At 61.3% G+C, this 15692-nt stretch carries 18 protein-coding genes and 1 other RNA gene; 10 read left to right on the forward strand and 9 right to left on the reverse strand.

What is annotated here, in order from left to right:
- Positions 1-332: 332 nt before the first annotated feature.
- The 4 genes from acuI to A2I95_RS06155 all read right to left on the reverse strand — a co-directional run bounded on the left by acuI (position 333) and on the right by A2I95_RS06155 (position 4048).
- Entirely contained in the window at positions 333-1325 is a 993-nt protein-coding gene (gene acuI, locus A2I95_RS06140; RefSeq protein WP_291728870.1) for an acryloyl-CoA reductase, read from the reverse strand.
- A 103-nt stretch (positions 1326-1428) separates the two neighbouring features.
- Positions 1429-2523 (reverse strand): dimethylsulfoniopropionate demethylase, encoded by a 1095-nt coding sequence (locus A2I95_RS06145; protein ID WP_291728872.1) that lies wholly within the window; start codon positions 2521-2523, stop codon positions 1429-1431.
- 87 nt (positions 2524-2610) lie between these two features.
- The gene (locus A2I95_RS06150; RefSeq protein WP_291728874.1) at positions 2611-3252 is read right to left on the reverse strand and encodes a DUF1326 domain-containing protein; all 642 of its coding nucleotides are present in this window, start codon (positions 3250-3252) and stop codon (positions 2611-2613) included.
- A 4-nt stretch (positions 3253-3256) separates the two neighbouring features.
- A complete protein-coding gene (locus A2I95_RS06155; RefSeq protein ID WP_291728876.1) occupies positions 3257-4048 on the reverse strand; it encodes a DUF2182 domain-containing protein in 792 nt (263 codons plus the stop codon).
- 109 nt (positions 4049-4157) lie between these two features.
- Between A2I95_RS06155 and A2I95_RS06160 the strand changes: the two genes are divergently transcribed.
- The 6 genes from A2I95_RS06160 to A2I95_RS06185 all read left to right on the forward strand — a co-directional run bounded on the left by A2I95_RS06160 (position 4158) and on the right by A2I95_RS06185 (position 8855).
- Positions 4158-4889, forward strand: a complete 732-nt coding sequence (locus tag A2I95_RS06160; RefSeq protein WP_291728878.1) for a GntR family transcriptional regulator — start codon at positions 4158-4160, stop codon at positions 4887-4889.
- 64 nt (positions 4890-4953) lie between these two features.
- Positions 4954-5306, forward strand: a transfer-messenger RNA (tmRNA) gene (ssrA, locus tag A2I95_RS06165).
- 169 nt (positions 5307-5475) lie between these two features.
- Positions 5476-6039 (forward strand): nuclear transport factor 2 family protein, encoded by a 564-nt coding sequence (locus A2I95_RS06170; RefSeq protein ID WP_291728880.1) that lies wholly within the window; start codon positions 5476-5478, stop codon positions 6037-6039.
- A 141-nt stretch (positions 6040-6180) separates the two neighbouring features.
- A complete protein-coding gene (locus tag A2I95_RS06175; RefSeq protein ID WP_291728882.1) occupies positions 6181-6996 on the forward strand; it encodes a sulfurtransferase/chromate resistance protein in 816 nt (271 codons plus the stop codon).
- A complete protein-coding gene (gene chrA / locus A2I95_RS06180) occupies positions 6993-8264 on the forward strand; it encodes a chromate efflux transporter (RefSeq protein WP_291728884.1) in 1272 nt (423 codons plus the stop codon). The genes A2I95_RS06175 and chrA overlap by 4 nt, the downstream gene beginning before the upstream one ends.
- 117 nt (positions 8265-8381) lie before the next feature.
- On the forward strand, positions 8382-8855 hold the full coding sequence (locus A2I95_RS06185) for an SspB family protein (RefSeq protein WP_291728886.1): 474 nt from the start codon (positions 8382-8384) through the stop codon (positions 8853-8855).
- Between the two features lie 73 nt (positions 8856-8928).
- Here A2I95_RS06185 and A2I95_RS06190 read toward each other — a convergent pair whose 3' ends face one another.
- Positions 8929-9495: a hypothetical protein gene (locus A2I95_RS06190; RefSeq protein ID WP_291728889.1), complete on the reverse strand. Its 567-nt coding sequence runs from the start codon at positions 9493-9495 to the stop codon at positions 8929-8931.
- Between the two features lie 218 nt (positions 9496-9713).
- Here A2I95_RS06190 and fumC point away from each other — a divergent pair, with 218 nt between their 5' ends.
- Genes fumC through A2I95_RS06205 form a run of 3 tightly spaced genes read left to right on the forward strand, consistent with a single transcriptional unit; the run spans position 9714 to position 11511 of the window.
- Positions 9714-11108: a class II fumarate hydratase gene (gene fumC, locus A2I95_RS06195; RefSeq protein ID WP_291728891.1), complete on the forward strand. Its 1395-nt coding sequence runs from the start codon at positions 9714-9716 to the stop codon at positions 11106-11108.
- Positions 11108-11296: a DUF4169 family protein gene (locus tag A2I95_RS06200; protein WP_291728893.1), complete on the forward strand. Its 189-nt coding sequence runs from the start codon at positions 11108-11110 to the stop codon at positions 11294-11296. Before fumC ends, A2I95_RS06200 begins: the two co-directional genes overlap by 1 nt.
- A complete protein-coding gene (locus A2I95_RS06205) occupies positions 11293-11511 on the forward strand; it encodes a ribbon-helix-helix domain-containing protein (RefSeq protein ID WP_291728895.1) in 219 nt (72 codons plus the stop codon). Before A2I95_RS06200 ends, A2I95_RS06205 begins: the two co-directional genes overlap by 4 nt.
- Here the strand turns inward: A2I95_RS06205 and A2I95_RS42510 are convergent.
- The 4 genes from A2I95_RS42510 to A2I95_RS06225 form a co-directional block, all read right to left on the reverse strand.
- Positions 11508-11759: a hypothetical protein gene (locus A2I95_RS42510; RefSeq protein WP_367150942.1), complete on the reverse strand. Its 252-nt coding sequence runs from the start codon at positions 11757-11759 to the stop codon at positions 11508-11510. The genes A2I95_RS06205 and A2I95_RS42510 overlap by 4 nt on opposite strands.
- A 51-nt stretch (positions 11760-11810) precedes the next feature.
- Entirely contained in the window at positions 11811-13166 is a 1356-nt protein-coding gene (locus A2I95_RS06215; protein ID WP_291728899.1) for a cytochrome P450, read from the reverse strand.
- A complete protein-coding gene (locus tag A2I95_RS06220; protein ID WP_291728901.1) occupies positions 13163-14413 on the reverse strand; it encodes a hypothetical protein in 1251 nt (416 codons plus the stop codon). The genes A2I95_RS06215 and A2I95_RS06220 overlap by 4 nt, the downstream gene beginning before the upstream one ends.
- A 112-nt stretch (positions 14414-14525) precedes the next feature.
- Positions 14526-15278, reverse strand: a complete 753-nt coding sequence (locus A2I95_RS06225; RefSeq protein WP_291728902.1) for a cytochrome c biogenesis protein CcdA — start codon at positions 15276-15278, stop codon at positions 14526-14528.
- Between the two features lie 94 nt (positions 15279-15372).
- Here A2I95_RS06225 and A2I95_RS06230 point away from each other — a divergent pair, with 94 nt between their 5' ends.
- Positions 15373-15606: a sulfurtransferase TusA family protein gene (locus A2I95_RS06230; RefSeq protein ID WP_027258728.1), complete on the forward strand. Its 234-nt coding sequence runs from the start codon at positions 15373-15375 to the stop codon at positions 15604-15606.
- Positions 15607-15692: the final 86 nt, after the last annotated feature.

Consider the following 15692-nt stretch of genomic DNA (forward strand, 5'->3'; position numbering starts at 1 on the left):
TCCTTCGCTGTAAACTGCGTTTGCGCGTTCTCAAAGGGTCCGGCTGGCCAGCCTTCCCGTGCCGCTGGATCTGAAACAGGCGCTGCTGCCGCCTGCGTTGCCTGGCTCAGGCAACCGGCACAGGCCTGCCCCGAGGGCACCGTGAATTTGCAAATCACGGCCTCCCTCCTTCTGTAACAATGCTAGGCGTCCCCGGTGCAAAAAGCCAGAACCCCCCTGCTGCAGAGGAACCGCAGAGATGCCCATCGCGGCCGCCGTGGAGCGGCTCCTTGAAACGATAAACGCGCGGCGATGGCCGCGCGTTTACAGTCCGGGCCTGACGCTGTGGAATGTCAGCCGTTCACATCGACCACAACACGCCCCTTAACTTGCCCCTTGAGGATATCCGCCCCCAGCTGCGGCAGGTCGCTAAGCGCCGCGGGATGGATCATCGCCTCCAGCTTGTCCATCGGCAGATCCTTGGCGACCCGCTCCCAGGCACGCAGCCGGTTGTCATAAGGCTGCATGACTGAATCGATGCCCAAAAGATTCACACCGCGCAGCAGGAACGGGATGACGGTTGCGGGCAGCCCAGCGCCGCCCGCCAGGCCGACAGCCGACACCGAGGCACCGTATTTCATCTGCCCCAGCACCCGTGCCAGCATGGCGCCGCCAACCGCATCGACGCAGCCCGCCCAGCTTTCGCTTTCCAGCGGGCGTTTGGTGGTCTCGTTGATCTCCTCACGGGGCACAATCTGGGTGGCACCGAGGGATTTCAAATAGTCAGCAGTTTCCGGACGGCCCGTGACGCCGGCCACCTCATGGCCCAGATTGGCCAGGATTGCGGTAGCAACAGAACCAACGCCGCCCGCAGCCCCGGTCACAAGAACGGGACCATGGCCCGGTTCCAGCCCGTGGTCTTCCAGCGCCATCACCGCCAGCATCGCGGTCAACCCGGCAGTGCCCACTGCCATCGCCTGACGGGTATCCAGTCCTTCCGGCAGCGGCACCAGCCAGTCGGCGCGCACATTGGCTTTCTGGGAATAGCCGCCCCAATGCGCCTCGCCCACGCGCCAGCCGGTCAGCACCACCTTGTCGCCGGGCTTGTAGCGGTCATCCGAGGACACCTCGACGGTGCCGGCAAAATCGATGCCCGGCACATGCGGGTATTTGCGCACCAGCCCGCCGCCCGGCCCGATGCACAGCCCGTCTTTGTAGTTCACGGTGGAGTATTCCACAGCAACGGTCACTTCCCCCTCGGGAAGGTCCTCCAAGCTCAGCTGCTGTACCGCGGCAGAGGTCTTGCCGCTGTCTTCGTCCTTGTTCACAACCAGTGCATTGAACATTTCACATTCCCTTTCCAAAAACCTAGCCAGATCCCATGTTCATCTGGCCAAAAATATCCCGGGGGAGCCGCGGCCTGCCGCGGCGGGGGCAGCGCCCCCGCTCCTACCGCCAGAACTTCTCCTGAACTGTTGCGGGCAGCATCCCTGCCGGGGTCTCCACTTCCATTACCGTGCCCGGCACCCAATGGGACCGGTCTACCATCCCAATCGCCGCATTCACTCCAAACTCCGGCGCATGAATGGCCGATCCCACCTGCCCCACCTGGCGGCCGTCTGCAATCAGCGGCCAAGCGTCCAGACAAGGCGGGATCTCTCCGCCGATTACCAGCGGGCGGATCTGGCGGGCAGGACCGTTTTCCGCCTGTTCTGCCAGTGCGGCCCTGCCGATGTAATCCTCGGGCGAATTGCAGAACTTGCCCAGCCCGCATTCATAGGGCGTGTTGCCGCGGTTCATGTCGTTGCCGTAACTCAGCAGCCCGCTTTCGATGCGTTCGATGGTGTTCGGGCAGCCTGCACGGACGTGCATGTCCTCTCCGGCCATAAACAAAGCATTCCACAGCGGCATGCCCAGATCCGCCCCTTCCACATAAATCTCAAACCCGCCCTGTTTCGACCAGCCGGAGCGCGCCACCACCAGCTCGACGCCCTGGAACGCAAGACGTTTGTAGCGGAAGAAGCGGATATCCCGCACCGCATCGCCAAACACCCGCGCCATCAGCACATCCGCCTTGGGTCCCTGCACAGCCAGCGGCGAGACGTCGGGTTCCACGATATCGACATCAAAACCCTTGGCAATTGCTATGCCCAGCACGAACTGCAGCAAGTCGCCATCAGCCAGCGACAGCCAATAGTGATCCGCGGCCAGTTTGACCGCCACCGGATCGTTCAGCATGCCGCCATTGTGGTCCACCGTCGGCACATAATAGCACTGATCGTCCGCCATCCGGTCCATGTCGCGCGGGCTGATCAGTTTCATCAGCCGCAGCGCGTCCGGTCCCTTGATGCTGACCTGCCGTTCGCAGGACACATCCCAGACCTGCACATGCTTCTTCAGGTGTGCGCAGTCGTATTCAAGACTTTCAAACACTGTCGCCAGCAGCATGTGGTTGTAGACAGTGTACCCCTTGACGCCTGCGGCCTCGACCCCTTGGGAAAAGGGTGTGCGCCGGATGCGGCGGGACGGAAAGATGTTCGCCAAACTCAAGTCTCCATATGAGCGTTACACAGTTCTGATGCATAGGACCCGCACCCGGCAGCCAGCTTGCTGCCCCGCGCGGGAGCAATTCTATTTGGAACCGGACCAGTCAATCGGGCAGATTTCAGCGGATTTGCCGCCAAAGTCCCATACCCGGCCATAATCGCGCACCCGCGATTTGAGGCCCGTTGCCGCGATGATGTCCGGCCCCATCCAGTATTTGGAATTGGTGATCATCACCGGGTGATCCTCTCTGGCACCTTCGATCATCTCGATTTCACCCTGGATTTTGCGGCCGATCTTGATCACCCGGCGCTTGCCGTCGCGTTCGATCAGCACCTGGGTGCGCTCGGCGCCGATGATTTCGCTTACCAGCATGGTGAACAGCCCGGTTGTGCCGCCCGCCTGGCCGCTGAAAATCTGCAGCAGGCCGTCATACGCTTTGTCAGAGGCGTTGTCGTCCACATAAGCCGCGACCTTCCAATTGCCTTCGCCCATGCGGCCGGGGATATCCACCAGCAGGCCGACATTCAGGCCCGCCAGGCTTTCGCCTTCGAAATGGCCTTCGTCGATGGCGATGCCCATCCAGGCGTGGCAATGGCCCTCGGTCGGCGGATGCGCGCCCAGTGATACCACGCAGGGGCAGAAGACTTCGCAAGAGCAGTTCAGGAACAGCTCACCCTTGACCGCCCAATCCGCGGGCGTGATCTGCGGACGCTGATAAGATGCCATTTAGTTATCCTCCAACAAGAACTGGATAGGCGATCACCGCGATCCCCCCGGCGATCAACGCGCCTCCCAGCGGCTTCATGATCAGGTGGCCGATCTGCGGAAGTTTTTCGAGCACCATGAAAAACGTGGCCAGCCCCATCCACAGCAGGCTCATAACGCCGCCGGCAAAACCAAGCGCCATGAAGCCCCAGCAACAGCCGGCGCAATAGGCCCCCAGGCCCGCGCCCATCCGCACCCCGCCGGCAAATCCGGTCTTCCAGCGGCTCAGGAAATAGGTCATCGGGCTATGGCAGACACCGTGGCACAGCTCCTTGGTGCGTGTGAACTGGAACAATCCGACCGCTATCAGCAGCCCGGCAGCAAAGTAGCGGGATTTGGCAACGCCCAGCATGTCGATCACGCCAGCAAACAGCAGCACCAGCTGCAGCCCTGCGATTGCGGCCGCGAACAGAACCCAGACCATCAGGTACCCCAGCAGCACCCCCAGCCAGCCGGCGCGGGAGCCGTTGGCGCTGGAGATCAGATCCTCATAGCTGCGCAGAGTTGGCACCATGGTCGGCAGCATCATCGCCGCCATCATGATCGCCCACATGGCAAAGACCGGGCCAAAGGCGGCCATCGGCATGTACATGTCCATGCGCGGATCCATGTTGCGCATTGCCTCAGCCATCGGGCCGGGACGGCCGATCAGATCCAGCCCCATGCCAGTGCTCATGGAATACATCATCCACCAGGACACCAGAATGGCGGTAAAGAACCCAAGCCACAGAACGTTGCGCATGGATGATCCGAGCATTGCTTTCTCCCGACTCACGCCTTACGTTTTAAATGTCAGACTTTTAAATGTCAGACAAATGATTTTTTGCCGGGGCACCTCCGGCGTAGCGCTGCGTCAGGGCTTTAGCATGAAGATTGACCCCAACAGTTCCGCCGATCTTTCGGTTCAGATAGCGCAGGCGATCAAGGATGCCATTATCTCGGGCGCGCTGATCGTGGACGAGCGGCTGCCGTCCGAAAGCGAACTGTCGGATCAATTTCAGGTCTCCCGGTCCACTGTGCGGGAAGCGCTGAAACGATTGGCTGCGCAGTCCTTGATCCGCACCCAGCGCGGCGCGTCCGGCGGGGCATTTGTCAACCGGTTGAGCTTTGAGGACGCCTATTCGCAGCAAATCACCACCTCGACCCTGCTGCTGAGTATGAACGCAGTGAGTTTTGATACCGCCTGCGAGGCGCGCTATGCGCTGGAGCGTGCCTGTGCGCCATTGTCGGCAGCGCGGCGCACAGCTGATCACCTGGCGACCATGCGGGCGGAGATCTTCCGCCAGGGCCAGCCCGGGCTGACCGATGTCGCCTTTTGCGCCTCAGACGTGGCGTTTCACCGGGCGCTGGTGGACGGGGCCGGCAATCCGGTGCTGTCCTACCAGCTGGCCGGTGCGGTTGAGGCGATGCAGCCCTTAATGAACATGATCACCTTTAGCGCACGGGACCGCGCGGTGATCACCAGCCTTCATGCCCGCATTGCCGACGCGATCGAGGGCGGTGACAGCCCGGCTGCCGTTTCCGGCCTGCAGGATCTTGAAACCGAGACCCGGAATCTGGCCGCAGATGTGTTTGCAGCGCGGGCAGCAGCGCGGTGATCACAGCCTGTTTGCCAAGATCCGAAGCAGCAGACCTGGCACAAATCCCGCCCGCGTGATTTTCGGCCTTTAACTTCCGTTGATACGCCCTTATATTCGGTCTGTTCCCTTGTGGAACTATGGACATAAACGCGCTCGCAATAAACGGATCGGACCCGGGGGCGGTACCCGGCGACTCCACCAAACATCCTTCATTTGGGGATCATGGGGTCGAAACAGGATCGACGGACGTCTAAAGGGGTTAGCTTTGTCTCGGCGGGGTGCCACCGTACCGGCCCAAAAAGTACAATTGCAAATGACAATCGTGCTCCGGCAATGGCAGTAGCAGCGTAAGCTGTTAATGTCGCCGAAACTAAGCCCTTGCGCCTAGCAGCGTAAGGCGGGGTTCGCAGGTACCTGGCAACAGAAACCTGCACTTTCCGCTCAGAAACTATAGTGCTGTCACGTCAAGCTGGCGGAAATCATCGCAATTTCCGGTTCAATTCTGCTTGCCGCAGCTGTACTTGAGATACCTGAACCGAAGCCGGTCAGCGGACAGCCCGCCCTTGCCGCCGTCTGCCCGGCCAGTAACGCACCCAGGATCAATATGTCCAAATCTATCAGCAAACCCGAGATTGCCACTGTGTCCCCGCGCAGGGCGGAGCCTGCAGCCGGCCAGCTGCAAAAGAATGCGGAACACAGCACTGCCATGGCGGCCCCGTATGATCCCGCAAACCCGGCCGGCATGCCTTTGACCCGGTTGCTGCATTACTGGTTTGATGAGGTTTGGTGCAAAGGGAATATGGACGCCGTTGCCGAGGTGATGACCCCGGGCACGTTGATTTCCGGCGCAGTCTCGGCGCTGGCGGAACCGGAATGCGACTATGGCGAAGTGGTCGCAGCGCTGCGCAATCTGCTGGGACCTGTATCGGTCACGCTCACCCATGCAATGGAAACCGCAGACTGGGTGTCGGCCCGGTTGCTGGCCAGTACCAGCGACCCCAGAACGGGTGCGCCTTTTCAGATCACCGGCCAGATAATGGCACGGGTGGAGGATGGCAAGATAGCCGAACTGCACTCCAACATGGATTACTTCCGGATGTTTGAGAAACTAGGCCAGCTGCCGCCCGACGCCCTCGCGGTTTGCATGACTGGCGAACGGTTGAGGTGACGGTGCATTGCCCGCCCGGTGCGACCTTGACAAAGCTGCGGTAAATGCGGTTTTAAGGATGCATGGGGACAACCGCGAACGCCCCGTGAGGCGACAAGCCCAAGGTTCGCATGTTAACCTTGCTCGCGAGGAGACATGCTCATGGCTGCCCCGAATGAAATCACCCCTGCCCAGCTCTTGCGTCTGATCGGCACACCGGCCGCTCCGGTTCTGGTCGATATCTGCATTGACGAGGACTTTGCCGCCGACCCCTTTCTGATCCCCGGATCCTTCCGCCATCCCCATCGGGACATCAACGGCCTCAAGACCCGGCTTGGCGGGCGGCGTTGCGTGGTGATCTGCCAGAAGGGCATCAAACTGTCGCAAGGCCTGGCCGCCTGGCTGCGCAACGACGGGATTGAGGCGGAATACCTGCAAGGCGGCATGTTTGCCTGGCGCAGCCTGAAAGACGCGCCGCGGATCCCGGCCGGCGCCCTGCCCGCCCCGGCAGGCGGCAGCACCCTGTGGGTAACCCGCCACCGCCCCAAGATCGACCGCATCGCCTGCCCCTGGCTGATCCGCCGCTTCGTGGATCCGGATGCACGCCTTCTGTTCGTCTCGCCGTCCGAGGTGGCCGGTGTTGCAGACCGGTTTGGTGCCACGCCGTTTGACGTCGAGGATGTGTTCTGGTCGCACCGCGGGCCGTTGTGCACCTTTGACACCATGCTGGACGAGTTCGGTCTCAGGACCCCGGCGCTTGACAGGTTGTCCCTGGTTGTGAGAGGCGCCGATACAAACCGGCACGATCTGGCACCTGAGGCAGCCGGACTTCTGGCGCTCTCGGTCGGGCTGTCGCGCCAGTTTAAGGACGACCATCAACAGCTTGAGGCAGGCATGACCCTTTATGATGCGCTTTACCGCTGGGCCCGCGACGGCCAGAGTGAAGGCCACGACTGGCCTGCGGACCGCAAGGCATGAACCACCCCGGCTGGACGGAGATGTTCCGTGTCTTCGGGCGCATCGGGGTGCTGAGCTTTGGCGGCCCCGCGGCGCAGATTTCGGTGATGCACAAGGAGCTGGTTGAGGACCGGCCTTGGCTAAGCGAGGAGAGCTTTCTGCGGGGACTGTCCTTTTGCATGCTGCTGCCGGGACCGGAGGCCATGCAGTTGGCCACCTATACCGGCTGGCGGATGCGCGGCACCGCGGGCGGGCTGCTGGCGGGGCTTCTGTTTGTGCTGCCCGGTGCGGCTGTCATTGCGGCGCTGGTCTGGCTTTATGCGCAATACGGCACCCTGCCCGTAGTGCAATCAGCGTTTCTGGGGGTCAAGGCGGCAGTGGTTGTCATTATCCTGCAGGCGCTGCGGCGGCTGGCTGGCAAGGCTCTGAACCATCCGCTGGACTGGGCACTGGCAGGGTTTGGCTTTGCCGCTCTGTTCCTGCTGAACCTGCCGTTTCCGCTGGTGGTGCTCGCCGCCGCCTGCATTGGCTTGCTGCGCAAAGACGTCAGCCCCGGAGACCCCGCACAGCACGCGCCAGCCCGCAACGGCAGCACCCTGCGCACCATTGCGGCCTGGGGCGGGTTGTGGCTGCTGCCGCTGATTGCCCTGTCGCTGTCCGGAGCGGGTTTCCTGGCGGACATCGGCTGGTTCTTTTCCAAACTCGCCGTTGTGACTTTTGGCGGTGCCTATGCGGTGCTGGCCTATATCAGCCAGACTGTGGTGAGCCAATTCGGCTGGATCACCGCCGGGCAGATGATTGATGCCTTGGGTCTGGCCGAAACAACCCCTGGCCCGCTGATCCTGGTCACCCAGTTTGTCGCCATGCTGTCGGGCCTGACGAAGGGCGGTTTCGGGCTGTTTCTGGCCGCCGGCGCGGTGGCGCTTTGGGCAACCTTCATGCCCTGCTTCCTGTGGATCTTCGCCGCCGCGCCTTATGTGGAGCGCATCGCCGCGCATCCGCGGCTTGGCATGGCGCTGAAGGCGGTAACGGCCACGGTTGCCGGTGTCATTCTGAACCTGTCAGTGTGGTTCATGATGCATGTGGCCTTTGCGGGAACGCAGGTGTTTGAGGCCGGCATTCTGCACATGCCTGTCCCGGTCTGGAGCAGCATGAACAGCTCCGCGGTTCTGCTGGTTCTGCTGGCGCCGCTTGCCGCCTGGATCGTTCGCGGCAATATGCTGCTGCTGCTGGCGGTGATGGCGGCAGCCGGCCTGGCCATTGCGGAATTCCCGTTTGCAATCAGCTGACTGCCAATGCCTGCAAAGGACCGTCCGCCGCAATAAATTTTCCTTCCGCGAAAAGGCTGCCCTTTTGTTTCCGCCAGAATCTCCTATGCTGGGAACAAATGAACAAAGGGTGACTGCATGTCCCGTGAAATCGACTATGGCAACCTGATGCACTCTGCCATGCGCGGCCTGATCCGGACCGTGCTGCAGGATATCTCTGACAATGGCTTGCCTGGTAACCACCACTTTTTCATCACCTTCGACACAGCCCACCCGGATGTGGAGCTGGCCGATTGGCTGTCCGACCGGTATCCCGGTGAAATGACCGTCGTCATGCAGCATTGGTTCGACAATCTGACCGTGGATGAAGACGGCTTTGCGGTCACACTGAATTTCGGCGATTCCCCGGAACCGCTCTATATCCCCTATGACGCAATCCGCACCTTTGTGGACCCATCTGTGGAATTCGGACTGCGGTTCGAGTCCGCCGATGAAGAGCCGGAGGGCTATTCTGCGGTGACGGATCCCGCCGAGGAACCGGACGACGCTGAAGAGCACGAGGAAGACAAGAAAGACGCGGATGTCGTGTCGCTGGACAGCTTCCGTAAATAAACAACGCTGCACATAAACGCAGTATCGGGCAGCCTGACCGGCTGCCTTTTTCATGCCCGGCTTACCCCTTGGCCTATTGCTTGGCCAGGAAGGTTTCCAATCTCCGGCGCGGCGCGCCATTCAGGCGCGAGATATAGACCAAGTCCAGCCCGCCCTCGGCGAGGGTCCGGTCATATTGCTGCATTTCGTAGTCGCCGTTCGGATGAATAAACAGTGAAAAGACCGTCAGCGTTTCGCCAGTCAGGCGCCCCCAGACGAAGGGCTCGCCTTCCATCGGGTTCAGCGGCACCGCATGACCAAACACATTGCGTGTCATCGCTGCAGAGTAGACGCCTTTGCGCCCGCTATGCTGAAACTCGATTTCATAGGTCTTGGTCTTCTTCCGGCCGTCATCCTTTTCCGTGGTCGAGGTCCATTTGATGGTGAACCCTTTCTTCATTTCACGGATGATGACGCTCATATCCCGGGGATCGGTGTCGCCATCAGCCTTGACGACATCGACACTGCCTGAATATTCGCCGGTAAACTGCGAAATTCCGGCGGCCATCCCCTGCACGGCGCCGGTCAGAAGCATACAAGCTGCCAAAGCAAGCGCAGCCAGGGATCTGAACGACACAACAGCACACAGACGGATTGGCATGTTCTTTTCCTTTCCGGATACAAAAATTGCCCGTCTCCCGCCCGGCCCGCTCACTCTAAGCATAGCATGGTTTGAGGCAATGGCATGGAATGGATTGCGCCAATTCGACACTATACCTTACCTGCCATTTGGCTATGCTGCGCGCAACTGGCCAATTGCGCCGCAGCGGTGCGCAGGCTAAACGGCATACAACCGCATACCCAACGGAGAGAAGACGGATGTCCGAAACCCGCACCGAAACCGACAGCTTTGGCCCGCTTGAGGTCCCCGCAGGCAAGTACTGGGGCGCGCAGACCCAGCGTTCAATCATGAACTTCCCGATCGGCTGGGAGAAACAGCCCGTCGCCATTGTGCGCGCGCTTGGGGTGATCAAGCAGGCCTGCGCCATGGCCAACAAGGCCTCGGGCAAGCTGGACGCTCGGATCGGCGATGCAGTTATTCAGGCCGCCGGCGAAGTGGTCGCGGGCAAGTTCGACGACAACTTCCCGCTGGTGGTCTGGCAGACCGGCTCCGGCACCCAGTCCAACATGAACTCCAACGAAGTGATCGCCAACCGCGCGATTGAGATCCTGGGCGGCACCATTGGCTCCAAGGATCCGGTGCACCCGAACGATCACTGCAACATGGGGCAGTCGTCAAACGACACCTTCCCCACCGCAATGCATATCGCCACCGCAATGTCGGTGCGCGACGTGCTGGTGCCGGGCCTGACCAAGCTGGCCGAGGGGCTGGAAGCCAAGGCGGATGCGTTTAAAGACATCATCAAGATCGGCCGCACCCATACCCAGGACGCCACCCCGCTGACGCTGGGGCAGGAGTTCGGCGGCTATGCGCATCAGATCCGCCAGGGTCTGGCGCGGGTCGAGGCGGCAATGCCCGGCATCTATGAGCTGGCGCAGGGCGGCACTGCTGTTGGCACCGGCCTCAACACCCAAAAGGGCTGGGGCGAGACCGTTGCAGCCAACATGGCGGAAATCACCGGCCTGCCCTTTGTCACCGCGCCGAACAAGTTTGAAGCACTCGCTGCCCATGACGCCATGGTGTTCCTGTCGGGCGCTTTGGCCACGATCGCGGGCAGCTGCTACAAGATCGCCAACGACATCCGCTTCCTCGGCTCCGGCCCGCGCTCCGGCCTGGGGGAGCTGATCCTGCCGGAGAATGAGCCGGGATCGTCGATCATGCCGGGCAAGGTGAACCCGACCCAGGCTGAGGCGCTGACCCAGGTGGCCGCCCATGTGATGGGCAACGACGCCGCGATCAAATTCGCAGGCAGCCAGGGCCATTTCGAACTGAACGTCTACAACCCGATGATGTCCTACAACCTGCTGCAATCCATCCAGCTCTTGGGCGATGCCGCGGACAGCTTCACCGAGCGGATGCTGAACGGCATTGAGGCCAACGAACCGCGCATCGACAAACTGATGAAAGAGTCGCTGATGCTGGTCACCGCGCTGGCACCGACCATCGGTTATGACAACGCCACCAAGGTTGCCAAGACCGCGCATAAGAACGGCACCACACTGAAAGAAGAGGCTGTCGCACTTGGCTTTGTCGACGAGGCGACCTTTGATGCCGTGGTCCGTCCCGAACAGATGATCGGGCCCAAGGACTGATGGCAGGATCCGGATCTGGCCCGGTTAACCTGAACCGGTACAGAAAGGAAAAAGTGCGGGCCGAGAAAAAGGCCCGCGCTGATCAGAACGCTGCAGCCTTCGGGCGGACCAAAGCAGAAAAGGAATTGGACAAGGCGCGTAATGCGCAAGACGTCCGGCGCCTGGACGACCATAAGCGCGACGAATGAACAGCCGCCCCAAGAAGCACTCTCTGACCTTGCACGGGCACCGCACCTCGGTGTCGCTGGAGGACGGATTCTGGGACGCCTTCCGCGAGATCGCCGCGCAGGACGGCCGTGCAATCAATGATTTAGCTGCCGAAATTGATGAAAACCGCGGCGAGGATTGCGGATTGGCGTCAGCGATCAGGCTGTTTGTGCTGCACCGGTTAAGGGCGCGTTAACCACGGTTTGACATCGTGCTGCTATGCCAGCGCCTGTTCCTCTCACCGCTGATGCCTGGATACAGCAGCTGTTCCGGTCCCAGGCTGCTGCAAGAGGCAGTGTTGTCCGCCGCCAGAAGAGCGACATTGAACGGCTGCTTGGCTGGGATCGCTTTCACTACGAACTTAAGCGCCGTGGATTTCGAGCCGTCGAAAACGCAGGCCAGGTTGTCATCTTCTGCAATCAGGACGCCGTGCGCATCATCCACTGATGCAAATTTCTTCGAAGAAATTTACCAAGAAAATTCGAATTTTCTTGGCTAGCGCCGCGCCAGCTGCAGCCAGATCCCATTCTTCGACCGCACCGTCAGATGCGCCACCGGCACCGGCGCCTGCTCCGCAGCCGGAACCACACGGAACGCGCGCAGGATCATCGACAGGATCAACGGTCCTTCCACCATGGCAAACCCTGCGCCGGTGCAAACACGTGCCCCCGCCGAAAAAGGGATGAATGCGTCCCGCTGGCACTGTTTGCCATTCTCCGTTTGCCAGCGGGAGGGATCAAACCCATCCGGGTTTTCCCACAGCCGCTCATGCCGGTGCAGATGCCAGGGACTGAGCACCATCTGCGCGCCCTTTGGCACGTCGCGATTACGGAACTGTTCCGGACAGGCTGCCTCGCGCACCATCATCGGCACCGGCGGATACAGCCGCAGGGTTTCGCGGAACACATCCCGGCTGACCTTCAGTTTTGAAACCGCGGCAAAGCTTTCATCCGCCAGCGCCTCGGCCTCAGCTGCCACCTTCTCCTGCCAATCAGGATAAAGCGCCATCAGATACAGCGCCCAGGCCAGTGCCGAGGCGCTCGTTTCATGGCCCGCAAGAAAGAAGATCGCAACCTGGTCCACCATTTCGGCGGTATCAAAAGTGCTGCCCGTTTCCGGGTCCCGGGTGGTCATGATCTTGGTGGCCAGGTCATCCGGCGCCGTGCCTTCCTTGATGGCATCCATTCGTTCCCGGGTCAGCTGTGCAATCAGTGCCCGGATCGCCTCTGCGTTCCGGCGGGTGCCGCGGCGGAACAACCGCGGCATCCAGCGCGGCAATGGCACAAAGGCCGCCAGGTTCAACAGCGGCTGACTGCGCTGGTAGTCCCGAAAACGGCTAAAGACCTGTCCTGCGACCTGATGTTCGATCGGGATCGAGAACAGCGTGCGAAAGATAACATCCGCCGCTGCGTGCGACGTTTCCTCCTCGATCTCGACAAGTCCTTGCCGCTCCTTCAGCCGTTCCACTGCAGCCTCTGCCGCGGCGCGCATCGCCGGATACGTGTCCTTCAGCCGTCCGCCTTCAAAGGCAGGGTCGATGATCCGCCGCTGCCGCTTCCAGGCCTCGCCGTTGGTCAGGAAAACGGAGTTCCCCAGCAAGGGCTTCAGCCCCTCGGCAATGCGGCCGGACTTTGGAAAGTCATCCGGACGTTCCTTCAGCAGCACTTTCACCAGCTCCGGCTGGTTGACCAGGAAGGAGCGGAAGAACGGCGTGCGGAACTCTGCCATCCAGGCGCGGTAAAGCCGCGCGGGCTGGGCCGACAGAATATCCTGGCGGAACAGTTTCACATAGCGCCACAGCGACACGCGGGCCGGGCGCGCGGGGGGTTTCGGCGGCAAGGCTTGTGTCATTCAGCGGCCACCGACGTGAACTTCGAAACGGCCGCATCAATACGGGACTGCGACGGTCTGCGGTCCTTGTAACGTTCCGCCAGCGTCAGCGGTCCGGCGGTGATGCGAAAGTAATCATAATCGCCAGGCTGGTCGAAGGCGCAGAGATACTGGAAGTGCAGCCTGAAAAACCGCCAGCGCAACTGCTGCCAGCGTTCCGGGCTGAGCGTCTGGGTGAAGGCGGCGGAAAACACCAGCGGCCAGCGCTTGCCCTCAACCGCGACGCCGCTGACCGACACCGGATCGCACAGTGCAAAAGCGCAGCCATCGCCTGGCGCAGTGACATCGACCCAGGCCAGTTCCTGCCGCTGGGACAGATACTGCAGATCTGCCCTTAAACGCTCCGCCCGCGGCAAAAAAGACACCATGGGCACGACCTGCCCCAAGGTCAGAAACCCCAGCGCCGGCCGGTTCTTTGGCAGACCCGCGCGGATCAGATCCGCCAGGACGGACACACCGACATGAGCGCCGGAGGAGTGACCCGCCACCAGCACCTCGTCCAGATCAGGATCTTGCAATGCGTCCGAAATCAGCGCGCAGAACTCGCGCATCCGCGCTTCCATTTCCGGCGGGATGGCACCGCGGGAGGCCGCGGAATGAGCATAATCGTGCATCAGGTAATAGGCGAAGAACTTGCCGTCCCGCTTTTTGAACCAGCGCAGCAGCGTGTAGCCGCAACCAAGACCCAAGGCCCAGCCAATGGCCAGCGCCATGGGGCTTGAAAGGCCGGCGGGAACGGCCGCCATCCCGAAGGCATGAGCAACACCCCACGCCAGCAGCAGCGCCAGAAACGCCTGCAGAAGCAGCATCCCCACCGGGTAAAGCGCGGCAATCACCGGCCCCTTGCGCAGCCGCATCAGCCGCCGCAGTGCGCCCGTGGAGATATAAATCCAGGCGGTGCGCAGCAGTTGCAAGTAGGTGCCGGGAATCGTTGCCTCCATGCTGCCGCGCACGATGTCGGACCAAACCAGCACCTCGATGTCCGCCTCGGTGCAAAGACCATCCATCTCTGACACGGCGTGCCAGCCATAGGGGCCTTTGGTTTGCTTGGGGGACAGTGACAGGCTGTAGCCGGAAATCCCGGCCTGCGCGGTGCCTTCCTTGCGGTACAGCTCGCGGTAGCGGCGCGGATGAATCGGATCATAGCCGGGTATGTAGAATACCCGCCGCTTGCGCACCTGCTGTTGACCGTGCTCCTGCTGTGTCACGCCCTGGCCTGCATCCTTGTTCTGCGGCCAGACTAGCAGTGCATTCCGGCAAGAGTAAGGCCAGGATTGGCAAAGAAAAAGGAGCCCGTAGGCCCCTCTGCATATCTCAGGCTCAGCCCAGCGTTGCCAGTGCCGGGAATGTTTCCAGCAGCCACCAGGAGAAGGTGGTAAACAACCCGGTGACCAGCATGATGCCGACACCCAGCAACAGCCCGCCCATCACTTTTTCAATCAGTCCCATGTGGCGCTTCATCTTGTTCATCAGCACCATGGAACGGGTGAGGAACATCGCCGCCAGCAGGAAGGGAATGCCCAGACCTGCGGCATAAACGCCGAGCAGGATTGTGCCACGGCTGACCGAAGCTTCCGAGGCTGCCAAAGACAGGATCGCGCCCAGCTGCGGCCCGATACAGGGCGTCCAGCCAAAGGCAAAAGCCAACCCCAGAACATAAGCCCCCAATGCGGAACCACCGGACTCGCCCGCCTCCATCCGCGCCTCGCGGTCCAGCAGCGGAATGCGGAACACAGACAGGAAATGCAGGCCGAATATGATCACGACCACACCTGAAACTTGGGCAAAAAGTTCCTGATTTTTCAGCACAAATGCACCAAATACCGAAGCTGTGAAGCCCAGCAGCAGAAATACCGTGGACAGTCCCATCACAAAGAACAGCGCAGCAATGACCGCCTTGCGCCGGGCTGCGCCGGTGCCTTGCATCTCGCCGATGGTCACACCGCTCATATAGGCCAGATACGGCGGCACGATCGGCAGAACGCAGGGCGACAGAAAACTGATCACGCCGCCTAGCAGCGCCACCAGCATGGCAGGGAGCAGCCCTGCGTCGATGATCTCGATTCCAAACATGTCCCAACACTTATGCGAGCAATGGACCAACGTCACGGGGCGGGCTGGTCACATCCTTGTGGACAGCATGAAACATCCCGCATATCTGAACACCATGACCGAGATCAAAGAGACATTGGACGCCATCGGGCTGCTGTGCCCCCTGCCCGTCCTGAAGGCCCGCAAGCGGTTGAAATCGCTGCAGCCCGGCCATGTGCTGCAACTGCTGGCGGATGATCCGGCAGCGGTGATTGACGTGCCGCATTTCTGCAATGAAGCGGGCCATGAGTTCCTCGGCCACAGCGACGGCGCAGGCCATCGGATTTTTCTGATCCGCAAAGGCAGCTAAGACCAAAGCTGCCATTGCGCCCGGTCCGGACGGCTCCGGAATTCGACACGAATTCCGGCTTGGAAAACACGTGTTTTCCGAGCCGT

Source organism: Leisingera sp. F5 (genome assembly GCF_001593695.1).

Coding starts and splice junctions, on each gene's coding strand:
- acuI (WP_291728870.1), bottom strand. CDS start 1,325: ATGTTCAATGCACTGGTTGTGAACAAGGACGAAGACAGCGGCAAGACC.
- A2I95_RS06150 (WP_291728874.1), bottom strand. CDS start 3,252: ATGGCATCTTATCAGCGTCCGCAGATCACGCCCGCGGATTGGGCGGTC.
- A2I95_RS06155 (WP_291728876.1), bottom strand. CDS start 4,048: ATGCTCGGATCATCCATGCGCAACGTTCTGTGGCTTGGGTTCTTTACC.
- A2I95_RS06160 (WP_291728878.1), top strand. CDS start 4,158: ATGAAGATTGACCCCAACAGTTCCGCCGATCTTTCGGTTCAGATAGCG.
- A2I95_RS06170 (WP_291728880.1), top strand. CDS start 5,476: ATGTCCAAATCTATCAGCAAACCCGAGATTGCCACTGTGTCCCCGCGC.
- A2I95_RS06175 (WP_291728882.1), top strand. CDS start 6,181: ATGGCTGCCCCGAATGAAATCACCCCTGCCCAGCTCTTGCGTCTGATC.
- chrA (WP_291728884.1), top strand. CDS start 6,993: ATGAACCACCCCGGCTGGACGGAGATGTTCCGTGTCTTCGGGCGCATC.
- A2I95_RS06185 (WP_291728886.1), top strand. CDS start 8,382: ATGTCCCGTGAAATCGACTATGGCAACCTGATGCACTCTGCCATGCGC.
- A2I95_RS06190 (WP_291728889.1), bottom strand. CDS start 9,495: ATGCCAATCCGTCTGTGTGCTGTTGTGTCGTTCAGATCCCTGGCTGCG.
- fumC (WP_291728891.1), top strand. CDS start 9,714: ATGTCCGAAACCCGCACCGAAACCGACAGCTTTGGCCCGCTTGAGGTC.
- A2I95_RS06200 (WP_291728893.1), top strand. CDS start 11,108: ATGGCAGGATCCGGATCTGGCCCGGTTAACCTGAACCGGTACAGAAAG.
- A2I95_RS06205 (WP_291728895.1), top strand. CDS start 11,293: ATGAACAGCCGCCCCAAGAAGCACTCTCTGACCTTGCACGGGCACCGC.
- A2I95_RS06215 (WP_291728899.1), bottom strand. CDS start 13,166: ATGACACAAGCCTTGCCGCCGAAACCCCCCGCGCGCCCGGCCCGCGTG.
- A2I95_RS06225 (WP_291728902.1), bottom strand. CDS start 15,278: ATGTTTGGAATCGAGATCATCGACGCAGGGCTGCTCCCTGCCATGCTG.
- A2I95_RS06230 (WP_027258728.1), top strand. CDS start 15,373: ATGACCGAGATCAAAGAGACATTGGACGCCATCGGGCTGCTGTGCCCC.